Here is a 13,170-nt window from a genome sequence, read left to right as displayed (position 1 = left end):
ACTGGCTAGGCGTTGCCGATCAGCACGCCAGCGGCAAAGACCAGCGCGCCGCCGAGGACCACCTGGAAGGCCGCGCGCATGAATGGTGTCTCCATGAAGCGGTTCTGGATGTAGGCGATGATCCACAATTCGAAGAAGACGACGACTGCAGCGACCGTCGTTGCGGTCCAGAAATGCGGGATGAGGTAAGGCAGCGCGTGGCCGAGACCGCCGACCGCCGTCATGATGCCGGAGGCGAGGCCACGCTTGAGCGGCGAGCCGCGGCCCGACAGCTTACCGTCGTCATGGGCGGCTTCGGTGAAGCCCATCGAGATGCCGGCGCCGACCGAAGCGGACAGGCCGATGAGGAAGGTCTGCCAAGTATCCTGGGTGGCGAAGGCGGCCGCGAAGATGGGCGCCAGCGTCGACACCGACCCGTCCATCAGCCCGGCCAGGCCCGGCTGGACATAGGTCAGGATGAACTGGCGCCGTTCGCCCGCCCTCTCCTCGTCCTTGACGTCCTCGGGCACGAGCTTGTCGCCGAGCCGATGGGCGAGCGACTCGTGGCCTTGTTCGGCAGCGGCAAGGTCGCCAAGCAGCTTGCGGGTCGAGGCGTCGCTCGTCCGCTTCATCGCCTCGATGTAGAAGCGATAGGCTTGGCGCTCCATCTCCTCGGCCTGATCGCGGACCTTGTCGATGCCGAGCGGGCGCACCAGCCAGTCGGGCTTGCGCTCGTAGTAGCCACGAACATGCTCGCGCCGGATCAGCGGAATTCGCTCGCCAAAGCGGGCCCGGTGAAGGTCGATCAGGACGGCGCGATGGCCGTCTTCCTCCTCGGACATGGCGTCGAACACCTTGGCCGATTGCGGGAACTCGTCACGCAGGCCGTCGGCATAGGCGCGGTAGATGCGGGCGTCGTCCTCTTCCGACGAGATGGCTAGAGCCAGGATCTCCTGCTCGGACAAGGAATCGAAGGCGCGGCGGCCAAAGCCGAAGACACGGGACAACATCTGCGAATCTTCCAGTTTAGAATAATTCTAAACTAGGCATTCGGCACCCGCCGGTCAATGCGCGAAGCTATGGGTGTGATCCATTTGCCGCATGCCAAGACAAGGTGCGGCCACATCCCTTGTTATAGGGCAATGTGTGGCTATATAGCCTAATCTCACCTGATAGAAGGATTGCACAATGGCGGCCAAGCAGCACGCGCATCACATCGACCCCAAGCCCGTGCTCGAGCTGATCGCCAGCATCGAAGCCGACCTTGCCCGCCTCAAGGGCATGCTCGAACCGCAGCCGGAACAATTCGACCCGGCCAACCCGCACAACAAGACCTGCGACGGCAAGCTGACGCCCGACGGCGTCGAATGCTGCTACCGCCTGTTCGACGAAGGCAAGTCACGCTACTCGGTGGCCCAGGCGATGAAAATCTCGTTCGCCGCCGCGACGCACCGTTTCAATGCGTGGCGCAAGGCTGGCGGCGAGAAACGGGTGCGGTCGTTGATGGGGTGAGGTGCACGCCAACAGACCCCCACCCCTAACCCCTCCCCACAACGGGGAGGGGGACCCTGGCAGTGGCTCGCCTCCACAAAGCTGAGATCTGTCCAGTCATTTAAGGCCACGCCAAAGGCGTCCCCCTCCCCCTTGTGGGGAGGGGTTAGGGGTGGGGGTGACTGCAAGCTCTCAGCTCGGCCTATCGCGGCTGCTCATGCCCCGACAGCACTTGCGCAGCACCCGAAACGCCATTGCGGAAGGCATCGTCGAAGCCGACGCCTGATATGCCCCAGCGCGTGTCGGGTAGCCCGTCGGCGATGCGCCATTCGGCAACCCAGCCGGCCGGCTGGTCGTGCCACACGATGGTACCGACGAGTGCCCGCCCGCCACCGGCCATCCGAGCCAGGGTGCCGAGGCGCGCCGGATCGGCCGTCGCCAATGTCGCGGCGCTCAGGCCCGCCTGCATCAACTGGCTTTGCGAGGGCAGCAAAAGCGGCAATGCCAGCTTGTCGGCGGCGCTGATGAGGGCCGTGCGCATGTCCTCATCGCGCGTGGCAAGGCTGTCACTGGCCAGCATGCTGGCAGCGCCTTTCATGTCGCGGATGCCGACAACGGCGACGAGCCGCGGACGCTTGAGCCAGGGTTCACGCTCGAACGACTTCAGGAAAGCGTCGAGCCTTGCCGGGTCGAAGATGCAGGTCAGGTCGTGCGGTCGGTCGTAGCTGCCCTGCTCGTCGTGGATCGGCACACCACTCATGCGGTCGCGAAAGCTGTAGCTGGCGATCAGGTCGCCGGCATGTCGCGCCTGTTCGGCCAGACGCGGCTCGTCGAGCAGCCTGGAGTCGCCTGTGACGCGGACCACGACATCGCGCAGGCATTGGGCAAAGCCAATGGCGCGGCGCTCGGGCGCAGTGCCGCTGGTGATTGTCCGGGTGGTGTAGAGCTCGGCTGCCCTCGCCTGGCCAAAGAAGGCCAGCGCCAGCAGTGCCGCGCCAGACCAGACCTGTATCCCGCCGCGAAGCATGTGCCGCACCCTCCGTCCGGAGGATGCAACCTATCAGAGCAGGCGCCCGCAATGAAGCGTTGCAGCGCCGCGCATCCTGGATGCGCAAAGGATGCTGCCAAACCTGCACTAATCCAGCGTGCGGCGGAAGCGGAACAGAGCGAGCCCGGCGAAGACGGCGACGAACAGGCCGAGAATACCGACCTCGGCGGCGATCGCCGGGAACTCGGCGCCCTTCAGCATGACGGCGCGGATGATGCGCAGGAAATGCGTCAGCGGCAGGATTTCGCCCAGCGCCTGGGCCCAGCCGGGCATGCCGCGATAGGGGAACATGAAGCCCGACAAAAGGATCGACGGCAGGAAGAAGAAGAAGGTCAGCTGCATCGCCTGCATCTGGGTGCGGGCAATTGTCGAGATGGTGTAGCCGAGCAGCACCAGCGCCAGCACGAAGACCAGGATCGCCGACAGGAGCAAAGACAGCGAGCCGATGAAGGGGATCGAAAACAAAAGCTTCGAGGCTATCAGCACGACCGTCACCTGGACGGCGCCGACGACGAGATAGGGCAGCACCTTGCCAAGCATGATCTCGGCCGGGCTCGCCGGCATGGCGAGCAGGTTTTCCATCGTGCCACGCTCGGTTTCGCGGGTCAGCGCCATCGAGGTCATCATCACCATGGTCATCTGCAGGATGACGCCGAGCAGGCCGGGCACGATGTTGTATTGCGAGATGCCCTCGGGATTGTAGCGGCGATGGACGACGACCTCGAGCTGGCCCCTCGCCGTCTCGGCGGAGGCCGCTTCCATGCCCTGGGCGCGCAGCAGTGCCTGGTTGGCGACGGTGCCGAGCGTCGACACGGCACCACTGGAAGCGGAGGGATCGGTGGCGTCGGCCTCGATCAGGATCTGCGGCGCGTCGCCGGCCGCGACCCGGCGGCCGAAATCGGCGGGGATGGTGACGACGAAGGCGACCTCGCCGCTGGCCATCAGTTCCTCGGCCTCGGCTGATGTTTCGGCGATGTGGTCGAAGCGGTAGTAGTTGGTGTTCTGCAGCGCCGAGACCATGGCGCGGGTGTACTGGTCGTTGCTTGTCGCGACCAGGGCGGCCGGCAGGCTCTTGGGGTCGCTGTTGATGGCGAAGCCGAACAGCACGAGCTGCATCAGCGGCACGCCGAGCATCATGGCGAAGGTGATGCGGTCGCGGCGCATCTGGATGAACTCCTTGGTCAGGAGCGCACCGAGCCGGGCAAAGGAAAAGATGCCGTTGGTGAGGCTTGTCATGACATGTTGTCCCTGGAACCCGCCATGAACTGGATGAACACGTCCTCCAGGCTGGTCTCGCCCGGTTCGACGGTCACGTCCTTGCGGTCGCGTATGTCGGCAAGTGCCGCTTCGAGCTTTTCACGGTCCGAGCCGACGACATGCAGCGTGGCGCCGAAGGGAGCGACCTGGTCGATGCCGGGGCGGCCTTCGAGTGCCGTGGCGACCTGGTCGAGCCTCGGCCCGGAAACGACGAAGGTGGTCAGCCCGGCATTGCGCACGACGTCCTCGACGGTGCCCGAGGCCAGCATCTTGCCATAGGAGATGTAGCTGATGCGATGGCAGCGCTCGGCTTCGTCCATGTAGTGGGTCGACACAAGAACGGTCAGCCCGCCACGCGCCAGGCGGTGGATTTCGTCCCAGAACTCGCGCCGCGCCTTGGGGTCGACACCGGCGGTGGGCTCGTCGAGCAGAAGCAGCTTCGGCTTGTGCATGATGCAGGCGGCGAGCGCCAGGCGCTGCTTCCAGCCACCCGACAGCGTGCCGGCAAGCTGGTCGCGCCGGCTGGTCAAGCCGAGCTCGTCGAGGGTTCGGGCGACGTGTTCCTCGACCGGCCTGAGCTTGTAGAGCCGGGCGACGAATTCGAGGTTTTCGCCGATCGTCAGGTCCTCGTAGAACGAGAACTTCTGCGTCATGTAGCCGACTTCGCGCTTGATCTTGAGGCTGTCGGTGCGCAGGTCGTAGCCCAGCACCTGGCCCTCGCCCTCGTCGGGGGTGAGCAGGCCGCACATGATGCGGATGGTGGTGGTCTTGCCCGAGCCGTTGGGCCCGAGGAAGCCGACGATCTCGCCCTCGGCGACCGTTATTGTGACGTGATCGACGACGGTCTTGTCGCCGAAGCGCTTGACCAGGTTGGTGACTTCGATGGCGTTCATTGGGGGCTGCCTCCGGCAGCGGGCGAATAGGGAGTAGCGAATAGCGAATAGGGAGTAGGGACGAGCGCGGCTTTCATGAAGTGTGGCTCTATTCGCTACTCGCTATTCCCTATTCGCTCTCTTCCAGAGCTACATCGACGATCTGCCCCGGCTGCAGGGCCGAGTTGGCGTCTTCGGGGCGGGCTTCGACGAGGTAGACGAGCTTCTGCCGGTTCTCGAGCGAGTAGATGACCGGCGGGGTGAATTCGGGATCGGGCGAGACGTAGCTGACCTTGGCGGTGAGCCCGTCGGCGCAGCCGTCGCAGCGTACCGCAAGCCGGGTGCCGACGTGGACGGACGAAAACGCACTTTCGGGGATGAACAGCGTCAGCTTGACCGCGCCATCGGGCAGCACGGACAGCACCGGCGACGACGGGCCGGCGGTGTCGCCGGCGCTGCGGATGACGTCGTCGATGCGGCCGGCGGCGGGCGCGGTCAGCGTGCGCTTGGACAGCCGCCACTGAGCCTGGCCGAGCGCGGAACGAGCCTGCTCGACCTGCTTTTCGGCGGCCTTGATGACCTCGCTGCGGGCCGGCAGGCGGCCGACGGCGAGATTGGCGTTGGCCTGGCCGAAGGCTGCCTGGGCGACCTCGAGCTTGGTCGTGGCATCGTCGAGCTGGGCCTGGGTGGCGATGGAGCGCCGGGCGAGGTCCTGCGTACGGGTCAGGCTGCGCTGGGCATCGTCGGCCTGGGCCTGGCTGGAGCGGACGGCCGCTTCGAGTGCTGCGATCTCGTCGGGCCGCTTGCCGATCTTGAGGTCGGCGAGCTGCGCCTCGGCCTGGGCAAGGGCTGCCTCGGCCTGGGTCACCGCGATCCTGGCGTCGCCGCTTTCAAGCGTGACGACGGGCTTGCCGGCTTCAACACGGTCGCCGCGGCGAACTGAGACGGTTTCAACTTGCGCGACCTCGATCGGGGCGAGCTGGACGTAGTCGCCCTCGACATAGCCGACAGCGAGCGGTGCGGGGGCGGCGCAGGCCGAAAACAGCTGTGCCGCAAAGGGGATGGAACAAAGGATACTCATGGCTTTCCTGCCTTTCGCGCGGCAATGATGGCCGCGACGTTTTCCCTGGCGATGCCGATGACCTTGCCGACCTCGGCTGGGCCGATGTCGGCCCAGCCCATGCGGCGCAGCACGGCGGCGCGGGCGATGCGGAAGTAGACGACCTGGCCGATCATCATGAAGACGCTGATCCTGACGCGCTCGCTTTCGGCCTCCTCGCCGGTGGCGGCGGCCCAGAGGAGACACAGCCTGCGGTGGACCGGCTCGAACACGCCGCTGTAGATGCGGTCGAGCGCATCGGTCGGCGTCGACAGCTCGCGCAACACGAACTGGACGATCTCGCCGGCCTCGGGGCGGGCGACCATGAAGCCGACCATGCGCTCCACCGCCGCCTCGATCTGGGCCTCGGCTTCCTCAGGCGTGACGGCCTGCGGCTGGGCCAGGGCGGTGTTGCCGAGCGCCTGCCCGGCAATGGCCTGGATCGTCATGACGACGTGGTCGGCGGCGGCAAGCCTGAGGCCTTCCTTGCCGCCGAAATGATAGGCGATCGAGCCGATATTGGCGTTGGCGGCGGTGGCGATCTCACGGGTGGAGGTGCCATCGAAGCCCTGGCGGCCGAACAGTTTCAGCGCCGCCATCACCAGCGCCAAACGGGTGGCGTCAGCTGCGGAGGGGTTTTGCGGGATCTGTGTCTTGCTCATGGCAGTTATTTAATCAATCGATTGATTAAAGTCAACAGAAATGTTGCGCCGCACGCCGCGCCGCGCTTTACTGGCGCCATGGCTAAGGAAATCGAACGCAAGTTCCTGGTGAACGGGCAGGAGTGGCGGAGCCTTGTCGAAGGCAGGATCCGCATCCGGCAGTTCTATCTCGCATCGAATACGGGCCGCTCCGTGCGGCTGCGCATCTCCGATGGCGAGGTGGCGACACTGACGCTGAAGTTCGGCACGAGAGGCCGCGAGCGCGACGAATTCGAGTACCAGGTGCCGCTCGCCGAGGCCGAGGAGATGATGGATTTCGCCATCGGCCGTGTCATCGAGAAGACACGTCATCATGTTAGCCATCGTGGCCGTCTCTATGAGATCGATGTGTTCGGCGGCGAACTGAGGGGGCTGGTCATCGCGGAACTCGAGACGCCGGAGGATGTTCCGGCTTCGGAACTGCCGGCATGGATCGGCCGCGAGGTGACCGACGATCCGCGCTACTACAACGCGTCGCTTGCCCACAGCGACGTCCCGGAGGCCGTTGCATGAGCTTTCGCATCGATCCGCGCCTGGCGCTTACCGGCGAGGTCCGCCGTATTGCCGGCGAAGAGATCGAGAAGATTGCCGCGCATCTGAACACCGCCCGCGACAACCCCGAAAAGGCACTGCACAACGCCCGCAAGCGCCTCAAGGCGCTGCGCGCGCTGCTGCACCTCGTCCGGCCGGGCGACGAGGCCTTCTGCCGCACCGAGAACGACCGCTACCGCGCCATCTCAGCGTCGATCGCCGGGCCGCGCCAGGCGACCGCGCTGATCGAAACCATCGACCGGCTGGCGGAGGATTTCGCCGAGGAAGCGGATGCCGCCGGCCTTGCCGCGATCCGCGCCAGGTTGGTGCGCCATCGCGCCCAGGCCGGCCACGGCGAGGCCGGGCTCAGCGTGGTGCTCGACACGGCAATCGCCGAATGCCAGGCGGGCTTTGCTGCCCTGCAGGCGCTGGCACTGCCCGACCTGCCGGAGAATGCCGCCGACGTCCTGGCCGACGGCGCACTGGCGACGCTCAGGCGCGCGCGCAAGGCGCTGGAGCAATCGCGCGAGCGCGGCGAAGCAGACGATTTCCATGACCTGCGCAAGGCGGTGAAGCGGCATGCCGCGCACCTCTCTTTGCTCCGCAAGCTGTGGCCATCGCCGGTCAAGCCGCGCCGGGAGCGCGCCGAAGCACTTGGCGAAAGCCTGGGCGAACTGCACGACGTGTTCGTCATGCGCCAACTGATCGAGGCAGGCGAAGCGCCGTTCGACGGTCCTGAGCCGAAACATCTGGTGAAATTGCTCAAGCGTTCGGAGAAGGCGCTGCGCAAGCTGTGCCTCAATGATGCTGCCGAATTGTTCGAGGACAGGCCCAGGCGCACGGCGCGCCGGCTGGCGAAGAAGGCCCGCGACGACCTCGTCGGAAGCATGGCGGATACCGAAGCCGACTAGCATCGGCAGCGCTGGCATCGCCGGCCCGGCTCATGTTACGTCCTGTGCGTCATGACGCAAAAGACCGACACCCTGCTCGACCGTTTCGGCCGCTGGCTCGCCTCCCGGCTGCAGGTCGAATCCTCCGGCTACGAGCCCTACACGCCATCGGACCCCGACACGCTGCGCCGGACGCTGGAGCCGGGCGACATCCTTTTGATCGAAGGCAACCAGCGCATTTCGGCCGTCATCAAGTACCTGACGCAGTCGACCTGGTCACACTCGGCGCTCTACATCGGCGACGCATTGCCGGAGCCGCAAGACGGCTCGGAACGGCTGCGGCTGATCGAGGTCAATCTCGGCGAAGGCTGCGTGGCCGTGCCGCTGTCGAAGTACCGCACCTACAACACCCGTATCTGCCGGGCCAACGGCCTGTCGCCGGAAGACCGCGACCATATTGTCAGGTTCATGGTCCAGAGGCTCGGCCTGAAATACGACCTCAAGAACATTTTCGACATGCTGCGCTACTTCGTTCCCAGGCCGCCGGTGCCGGTGCGCTGGCGCCGCCGCATGCTCGCCTTCGGCTCGGGTGACCCGACGCGGGCCATCTGCTCGACGATGATCGCCGAAGCCTATGGCGAGATCCGCTATCCGATCCTGCCCGAGATCACCCGCGCACCCGGCCGCGCCTCGGCGCAGTCGACCTACATGCGCCAGGAGATCATGCACATCCGCCACCACTCGCTGTACACGCCGCGCGACTTCGACCTGTCGCCCTATTTCAGGATCGTCAAGCCAACGCTGGAATATGGCTTCGACTACCGGCAGGTGACGTGGGGCGAGCAAGACAAGGCTGGCAATGGGGCGTGATCGCCCCGCCTGCTCAATCTTCCTGTTCGGAGAAGTCGTCGTCGAGGCGCTTTTCGAGGTCGACGAGGTCCTTGGGCAGCGGCAAGCCTTGCGCGCGCAACTCGCTCAGCTTTTCGCGCAGCTGCTCCTGCAATTCGTGGGAATCCTCGGGCTGGTTGACCATCTCCTGGAGCAGGACCGCTATCTGGGCCTTGATCTGTTCGAGCGCCATAGTCCGGTTCTCCTAGTTTCAGCTCACCTTAGCATGCGCGAAATCAGCTGCGCCGTATAATCGACCATCGGCACGATGCGGGCATAGTTGAGCCGGGTCGGGCCGATGACGCCGAGCGCGCCGACGACGCGGGCATCCTTGTCGCGATAGGGCGCGACGACAAGCGATGAGCCGGACAACGAAAACAGCCGGTTCTCCGAGCCGATGAAAATGCGCACGCCAGAGCCTTCCTCGGCGAGGTCGAGCAGCTGGATCAGCCCGTCCTGGGTTTCCATGTCCTCGAACAGGTGCTTGAGCAGTTCGATGTCGGCCTGGGCGGTGACGTTTTCGAGCAAATTGGCGCGGCCGCGCACGATGAGCCGCGACGGCAGGCCGCTTTCGGCGCCGGCCCACACGGCAAGGCCTTTTTCGACAAGATCCTGCGACAGCGTGTCGAGGGCGGCCTTGGTCTCATCCTTGATGCGGGCGATCTCGATCCGCGCCTCGGCAAGCGTGCGGCCACGGATGTGGGCGTTGAGGAAGTTGGACGCCTCATGCAACTGGGAAACGGTGACGCCGAGCGGCAGCTCGACGACGCGGTTTTCGACGTCGCCGTTCTGCGACACCAGCACGGCGAGCGCCTTGGTCGGCTCGAGCTGGATGAACTCGATGTGCTTGAGGGCAACCTCGTTCTTGGCGGCAAGCACCAGGCCGGCACCGCGCGACATGCCCGACAGCATCTGGCTCGCCTCGGTCAGCATGTGCTCCAGCGAAGCGCCCTCACCCGAAGCCTTGACCTGGGCCTCGATGACGCGGCGCTCCTCGTCGGAGAGATCACCGAGTTCCATGAAGGCATCGACGAAGAAACGCAGGCCCTTTTGCGTCGGCAGGCGGCCGGCGGAAATATGCGGGGCGTAGACGAGACCGAGATGCTCAAGGTCGCTCATCACATTGCGCACGGTCGCCGGCGACAGCGACGAGGGCAGCATGCGCGACAGGTTGCGCGACCCCACGGGCTCGCCATCCCTGAGATAGGAATCGACGATGCGCCGGAAGATGTCGCGCGATCGCATGTCGAGCGTCTGCAGCGTGGGATCGGGTACCGCTTTGGTCATCTGCTTCATGGTCTCCGTGCAAAATGATATAGACCCCACGGCCACGAACACAACAGCTCCAGCGGCGGAACCGGTTTTCCTTTGCGCTGGTCCGGCCATGGAGCTACAAGCCGGCAACAATTTCCGATTTCGCCATAGAAAGTAGCCGTATGCGCCCCTCCAAACGCCAATTCGACGAAATGCGCGCCATCTCCTTCGAGCGCAACGTGTCCAAGCACGCCGAAGGCTCGTGCCTTGTGAAGTTCGGCGACACCCATGTTCTGTGCACGGCGAGCCTGGAAGAGAAGGTGCCGGGCTGGATGCGCAACTCCGGCAAGGGCTGGGTGACGGCCGAATACGGCATGCTGCCGCGCTCGACCGGCGAGCGCATGCGCCGTGAGGCTTCGGCCGGCAAGCAAGGCGGACGCACGCAGGAAATCCAGCGGCTGATCGGCCGTTCGTTGCGCGCCGTCGTCGACATGGGCGCGCTCGGCGAGCGCCAGATTACCGTCGACTGCGACGTGATCCAGGCTGACGGCGGCACCCGTACCGCCTCGATCACCGGCGCGTGGATTGCGCTCTACGACTGCCTGCGCTGGATGGAGACGCGCCAGATGGTCAGCGTCGACAAGGTGCTGAAGGATCATATCGCGGCGATTTCGTGCGGCATCCATGACGGCCAGCCGGTCATCGACCTCGACTATCTCGAAGATTCCTCGGCCGGCACCGACGCCAATTTCGTCATGACCGGCAAGGGCGGCATCGTCGAGATCCAGGGCACCGCCGAAGGCACCCCGTTCTCGGAGGAAGAGTTCCTGGCGCTGATGGGCCTCGCCCGCAAGGGCATCACCCGGCTGGTCGACCTGCAGAAGATGGCGGTGGGCTGAGACACTCGCCATGCGGCTCTCGGCGATCCTCGAATCCGCGCTCTATGTCACCGATCTCGACGCCGCCGAGGCGTTCTACAGCGAGGTAATGGGGCTGGAGCGGATCGCCAAGGTGCCGGGGCGGCATGTGTTCTTCCGCTGCGGACAGGGTGTGCTGCTGCTGTTTGATGCCGACGCGACACGGCATCCGCCCAAGCCCGATGCCAGGCTGCCGGTGCCACCACATGGCACGACGGGTCAGGGACATCTGTGCTTTTCGGCGACCGCCGAAGAAGTCGAGCACTGGAAGACGAGGCTCGAAGGCGAAGGCATCGCCATCGAAGCCGACTTTGAATGGCCGCCCTTCGGCAAGGGCTCAGGAGGCGGCCGTTCCATCTATTTCCGCGATCCATCAGGCAATTCGCTTGAGATCGCCGAGCCGAAACTATGGGGCCTTTGATGCGCAAGCTTGCCGACAACGAGATCGTGATCGCCAGCCACAATGCCGGCAAGCTGCGTGAATTCGCCGACCTGATGGCGCCGTTCGGCATCGGCGCCAAGTCGGCCAAGGAATACGGCCTGCCCGAGCCCGACGAGACCGGCACGACCTTCGAGGAAAACGCCTACATCAAGGCGCTGGCCGCGGCGACCGCGACCGGGCTGCCGGCGATGTCGGACGATTCCGGGCTCGTCGTCGACGCACTCGACGGCGCGCCGGGCGTCTACACCGCGAACTGGGCCGAGAAGGAAGACGGCACGCGCGACTTCGCCATGGCGATGCAACGCACCGAAGATGCCATGCTGGAGCGCGGTGCGACGAAGCTCGACCAGCGCACCGGCCGCTTCGTCGCCGTCATCTGCCTGGCCTGGCCCGACGGGCACGCCGAGTATTTCCGCGGCGAGGCCGAAGGCAACCTGGTGTGGCCGCCGCGCGGCGAAAAGGGCTTTGGCTACGATCCGGTGTTTCTGCCGCAAGGATTCGACAAGACCTTTGGCGAGATGAGCGCCGAGGAAAAGCACGGCTGGAAGCCCGGCCAGGCCGATGCCCTGTCGCACCGTGCCCGCGCCTTCCAGAAATTCGCCCGCGCCATGCTTGGTTCGGCCTGATGGGCGTTACGTCGCTCAGCCGCGACCCCGGCTTCGGCGTCTATGTGCACTGGCCGTTCTGCGCGGCCAAATGCCCTTACTGCGACTTCAACAGCCATGTCCGCCACCAGCCGGTGGACCAGGAACGCTTTGCTCGCGCCTTCGCGTCAGAGCTTGCGACGATGAGGGCCCGCACCGGTCCGCGCGAGGTGACGAGCGTGTTCCTCGGCGGCGGCACCCCGTCGCTGATGAAGCCCGAGACGGTGGGGGCGGTGCTCGATGCGATCGCCGCCAACTGGACGATCGCTGACAACGCCGAGATCACGCTCGAGGCGAACCCCTCGTCGGTCGAGGCCGAGCGCTTCCGCGGCTACCGCTCCGCCGGCGTCAACCGCGTATCTCTCGGCGTGCAGGCGCTGAATGATGCCGATTTGCGTTTTCTCGGGCGGCTGCACAATGTCGAGGAGGCGCTGCATGCCATCGGCCTGGCGCGCGAAATCTTCCCACGCCTGTCCTTCGACCTGATCTATGCCCGGCCCGGCCAGAAGCCGGATGACTGGGCAGCGGAGCTGAAGCAGGCGATCGGCTATGCCGTCGACCATCTGTCGCTCTACCAGCTGACAATCGAGGAAGGCACGCGCTTCTTCCAGCTCTACAACGCCGGCAAGTTCGAGATCCCCGACGGCGAGCACGCGGCCGAGCTCTATGCCATTACCCAAGAGGTGACGGCGGCGCACGGGCTTCCGGCCTACGAGATTTCGAACCACGCCAGGCCGGGTGCGGAGAGCCGGCACAATTTGACCTACTGGCGCTACGGCGAATATGTCGGTGTCGGCCCCGGCGCGCATGGACGGTTCCTGGAAGACGGCACACGCGTGGTGACCATCGCCGAGAAGACGCCCGAGCGCTGGGCCGAACTGGTCGAGGAGCGTGGCCATGGCATTACCGGCGGCGAGATCCTCAACCGCTCGGAAGAGGCCGACGAGTTCCTGCTGATGGGCCTGAGGCTTGTCGAAGGCATCGACCTCGCGCGCTACGAAGTCCTGTCAGGCAAGTCGCTGTCTTCGGCGCGGCTATCGATCCTGCAGGGCGAAGGCCTGGTGGCGCCGATCGGCAATTCGCGCCTGCGCGCGACGCCCGAGGGCATGATCGTGCTCGACGCCGTCGTCGCCGACCTGGCGCGGTAGCAGAGGCTG

16 protein-coding genes are annotated in these 13,170 nt (G+C 65.5%); 8 read left to right on the top strand and 8 right to left on the bottom strand.

Annotation, left to right across the window (positions count from 1 at the left end; all coding sequences use genetic code 11):
• Positions 1 to 5: 5 nt before the first annotated feature.
• Positions 6 to 989: an iron exporter MbfA gene (mbfA, locus tag J1C56_RS22000; RefSeq protein WP_214392193.1), complete on the bottom strand. Its 984-nt coding sequence runs from the start codon at positions 987 to 989 to the stop codon at positions 6 to 8.
• Positions 990 to 1,167: 178 nt separating this feature from the next.
• On the opposite strand from mbfA, the gene J1C56_RS21995 reads away from it, so the two are divergent.
• A complete protein-coding gene (locus J1C56_RS21995; RefSeq protein ID WP_214392192.1) occupies positions 1,168 to 1,491 on the top strand; it encodes a hypothetical protein in 324 nt (107 codons plus the stop codon).
• Between the two features lie 181 nt (positions 1,492 to 1,672).
• Here the strand turns inward: J1C56_RS21995 and J1C56_RS21990 are convergent, their stop codons facing one another.
• From J1C56_RS21990 to J1C56_RS21970, 5 genes are all read right to left on the bottom strand, one after another.
• A complete protein-coding gene (locus J1C56_RS21990; protein ID WP_214392191.1) occupies positions 1,673 to 2,497 on the bottom strand; it encodes a DUF2066 domain-containing protein in 825 nt (274 codons plus the stop codon).
• A gap of 108 nt (positions 2,498 to 2,605) precedes the next feature.
• Complete coding sequence (locus J1C56_RS21985) at positions 2,606 to 3,754, bottom strand: ABC transporter permease (protein ID WP_214392190.1); 1,149 nt, start codon at positions 3,752 to 3,754, stop codon at positions 2,606 to 2,608.
• On the bottom strand, positions 3,751 to 4,668 hold the full coding sequence (locus tag J1C56_RS21980) for an ABC transporter ATP-binding protein (protein WP_214392189.1): 918 nt from the start codon (positions 4,666 to 4,668) through the stop codon (positions 3,751 to 3,753). Before J1C56_RS21980 ends, J1C56_RS21985 begins: the two co-directional genes overlap by 4 nt.
• 109 nt (positions 4,669 to 4,777) lie before the next feature.
• Positions 4,778 to 5,728, bottom strand: a complete 951-nt coding sequence (locus tag J1C56_RS21975; RefSeq protein WP_214392188.1) for an HlyD family secretion protein — start codon at positions 5,726 to 5,728, stop codon at positions 4,778 to 4,780.
• Complete coding sequence (locus J1C56_RS21970) at positions 5,725 to 6,408, bottom strand: DUF1956 domain-containing protein (RefSeq protein ID WP_214392187.1); 684 nt, start codon at positions 6,406 to 6,408, stop codon at positions 5,725 to 5,727. Before J1C56_RS21970 ends, J1C56_RS21975 begins: the two co-directional genes overlap by 4 nt.
• 78 nt (positions 6,409 to 6,486) lie before the next feature.
• Between J1C56_RS21970 and J1C56_RS21965 the strand changes: the two genes are divergently transcribed.
• Genes J1C56_RS21965 through J1C56_RS21955 form a run of 3 tightly spaced genes read left to right on the top strand, consistent with a single transcriptional unit; the run spans position 6,487 to position 8,738 of the window.
• Positions 6,487 to 6,960, top strand: coding sequence for a CYTH domain-containing protein (locus J1C56_RS21965; RefSeq protein WP_214392186.1), 474 nt, complete (start codon positions 6,487 to 6,489; stop codon positions 6,958 to 6,960).
• Positions 6,957 to 7,889: a CHAD domain-containing protein gene (locus J1C56_RS21960; protein ID WP_214392185.1), complete on the top strand. Its 933-nt coding sequence runs from the start codon at positions 6,957 to 6,959 to the stop codon at positions 7,887 to 7,889. The genes J1C56_RS21965 and J1C56_RS21960 overlap by 4 nt, the downstream gene beginning before the upstream one ends.
• A gap of 51 nt (positions 7,890 to 7,940) precedes the next feature.
• Positions 7,941 to 8,738 (top strand): YiiX/YebB-like N1pC/P60 family cysteine hydrolase, encoded by a 798-nt coding sequence (locus J1C56_RS21955; protein WP_214392184.1) that lies wholly within the window; start codon positions 7,941 to 7,943, stop codon positions 8,736 to 8,738.
• Positions 8,739 to 8,751: 13 nt separating this feature from the next.
• Here the strand turns inward: J1C56_RS21955 and J1C56_RS21950 are convergent, their stop codons facing one another.
• Both J1C56_RS21950 and hrcA read right to left on the bottom strand, forming a co-directional pair.
• Positions 8,752 to 8,949, bottom strand: a complete 198-nt coding sequence (locus J1C56_RS21950) for a hypothetical protein (protein ID WP_192567143.1) — start codon at positions 8,947 to 8,949, stop codon at positions 8,752 to 8,754.
• Positions 8,950 to 8,972: 23 nt separating this feature from the next.
• Positions 8,973 to 10,043: a heat-inducible transcriptional repressor HrcA gene (gene hrcA, locus J1C56_RS21945; RefSeq protein ID WP_214392183.1), complete on the bottom strand. Its 1,071-nt coding sequence runs from the start codon at positions 10,041 to 10,043 to the stop codon at positions 8,973 to 8,975.
• A 149-nt stretch (positions 10,044 to 10,192) separates the two neighbouring features.
• On the opposite strand from hrcA, the gene rph reads away from it, so the two are divergent.
• Genes rph through hemW form a run of 4 tightly spaced genes read left to right on the top strand, consistent with a single transcriptional unit; the run spans position 10,193 to position 13,161 of the window.
• Positions 10,193 to 10,909: a ribonuclease PH gene (rph, locus tag J1C56_RS21940; protein ID WP_214392182.1), complete on the top strand. Its 717-nt coding sequence runs from the start codon at positions 10,193 to 10,195 to the stop codon at positions 10,907 to 10,909.
• 10 nt (positions 10,910 to 10,919) lie between these two features.
• Entirely contained in the window at positions 10,920 to 11,348 is a 429-nt protein-coding gene (locus J1C56_RS21935) for a VOC family protein (RefSeq protein ID WP_214392181.1), read from the top strand.
• A complete protein-coding gene (rdgB, locus tag J1C56_RS21930; RefSeq protein ID WP_214392180.1) occupies positions 11,348 to 11,995 on the top strand; it encodes an RdgB/HAM1 family non-canonical purine NTP pyrophosphatase in 648 nt (215 codons plus the stop codon). Before J1C56_RS21935 ends, rdgB begins: the two co-directional genes overlap by 1 nt.
• Positions 11,995 to 13,161 (top strand): radical SAM family heme chaperone HemW, encoded by a 1,167-nt coding sequence (gene hemW, locus J1C56_RS21925; protein ID WP_214392179.1) that lies wholly within the window; start codon positions 11,995 to 11,997, stop codon positions 13,159 to 13,161. Before rdgB ends, hemW begins: the two co-directional genes overlap by 1 nt.
• The last annotated feature ends 9 nt before the right edge of the window (positions 13,162 to 13,170 follow it).

This window comes from Aminobacter anthyllidis (assembly GCF_018555685.1).
In the GTDB taxonomy this organism is placed as follows: domain Bacteria; phylum Pseudomonadota; class Alphaproteobacteria; order Rhizobiales; family Rhizobiaceae; genus Aminobacter; species Aminobacter anthyllidis.
The sequence above is the reverse complement of the archived record's forward strand: the minus strand, read 5'-3'. Positions and strand labels throughout refer to the sequence as shown.

What these genes read in the sequence shown, in the direction of transcription:
- J1C56_RS21935 (WP_214392181.1), top strand. Translation starts at nt 10,920, where the DNA reads ATGCGGCTCTCGGCGATCCTCGAATCCGCGCTCTATGTCACCGATCTC.
- hemW (WP_214392179.1), top strand. Translation starts at nt 11,995, where the DNA reads ATGGGCGTTACGTCGCTCAGCCGCGACCCCGGCTTCGGCGTCTATGTG.
- J1C56_RS21990 (WP_214392191.1), bottom strand. Translation starts at nt 2,497, where the DNA reads ATGCTTCGCGGCGGGATACAGGTCTGGTCTGGCGCGGCACTGCTGGCG.
- J1C56_RS21955 (WP_214392184.1), top strand. Translation starts at nt 7,941, where the DNA reads ATGACGCAAAAGACCGACACCCTGCTCGACCGTTTCGGCCGCTGGCTC.
- rdgB (WP_214392180.1), top strand. Translation starts at nt 11,348, where the DNA reads ATGCGCAAGCTTGCCGACAACGAGATCGTGATCGCCAGCCACAATGCC.
- J1C56_RS21970 (WP_214392187.1), bottom strand. Translation starts at nt 6,408, where the DNA reads ATGAGCAAGACACAGATCCCGCAAAACCCCTCCGCAGCTGACGCCACC.
- rph (WP_214392182.1), top strand. Translation starts at nt 10,193, where the DNA reads ATGCGCCCCTCCAAACGCCAATTCGACGAAATGCGCGCCATCTCCTTC.
- hrcA (WP_214392183.1), bottom strand. Translation starts at nt 10,043, where the DNA reads ATGACCAAAGCGGTACCCGATCCCACGCTGCAGACGCTCGACATGCGA.
- J1C56_RS21975 (WP_214392188.1), bottom strand. Translation starts at nt 5,728, where the DNA reads ATGAGTATCCTTTGTTCCATCCCCTTTGCGGCACAGCTGTTTTCGGCC.
- J1C56_RS21950 (WP_192567143.1), bottom strand. Translation starts at nt 8,949, where the DNA reads ATGGCGCTCGAACAGATCAAGGCCCAGATAGCGGTCCTGCTCCAGGAG.
- mbfA (WP_214392193.1), bottom strand. Translation starts at nt 989, where the DNA reads ATGTTGTCCCGTGTCTTCGGCTTTGGCCGCCGCGCCTTCGATTCCTTG.
- J1C56_RS21985 (WP_214392190.1), bottom strand. Translation starts at nt 3,754, where the DNA reads ATGACAAGCCTCACCAACGGCATCTTTTCCTTTGCCCGGCTCGGTGCG.
- J1C56_RS21965 (WP_214392186.1), top strand. Translation starts at nt 6,487, where the DNA reads ATGGCTAAGGAAATCGAACGCAAGTTCCTGGTGAACGGGCAGGAGTGG.
- J1C56_RS21995 (WP_214392192.1), top strand. Translation starts at nt 1,168, where the DNA reads ATGGCGGCCAAGCAGCACGCGCATCACATCGACCCCAAGCCCGTGCTC.
- J1C56_RS21960 (WP_214392185.1), top strand. Translation starts at nt 6,957, where the DNA reads ATGAGCTTTCGCATCGATCCGCGCCTGGCGCTTACCGGCGAGGTCCGC.
- J1C56_RS21980 (WP_214392189.1), bottom strand. Translation starts at nt 4,668, where the DNA reads ATGAACGCCATCGAAGTCACCAACCTGGTCAAGCGCTTCGGCGACAAG.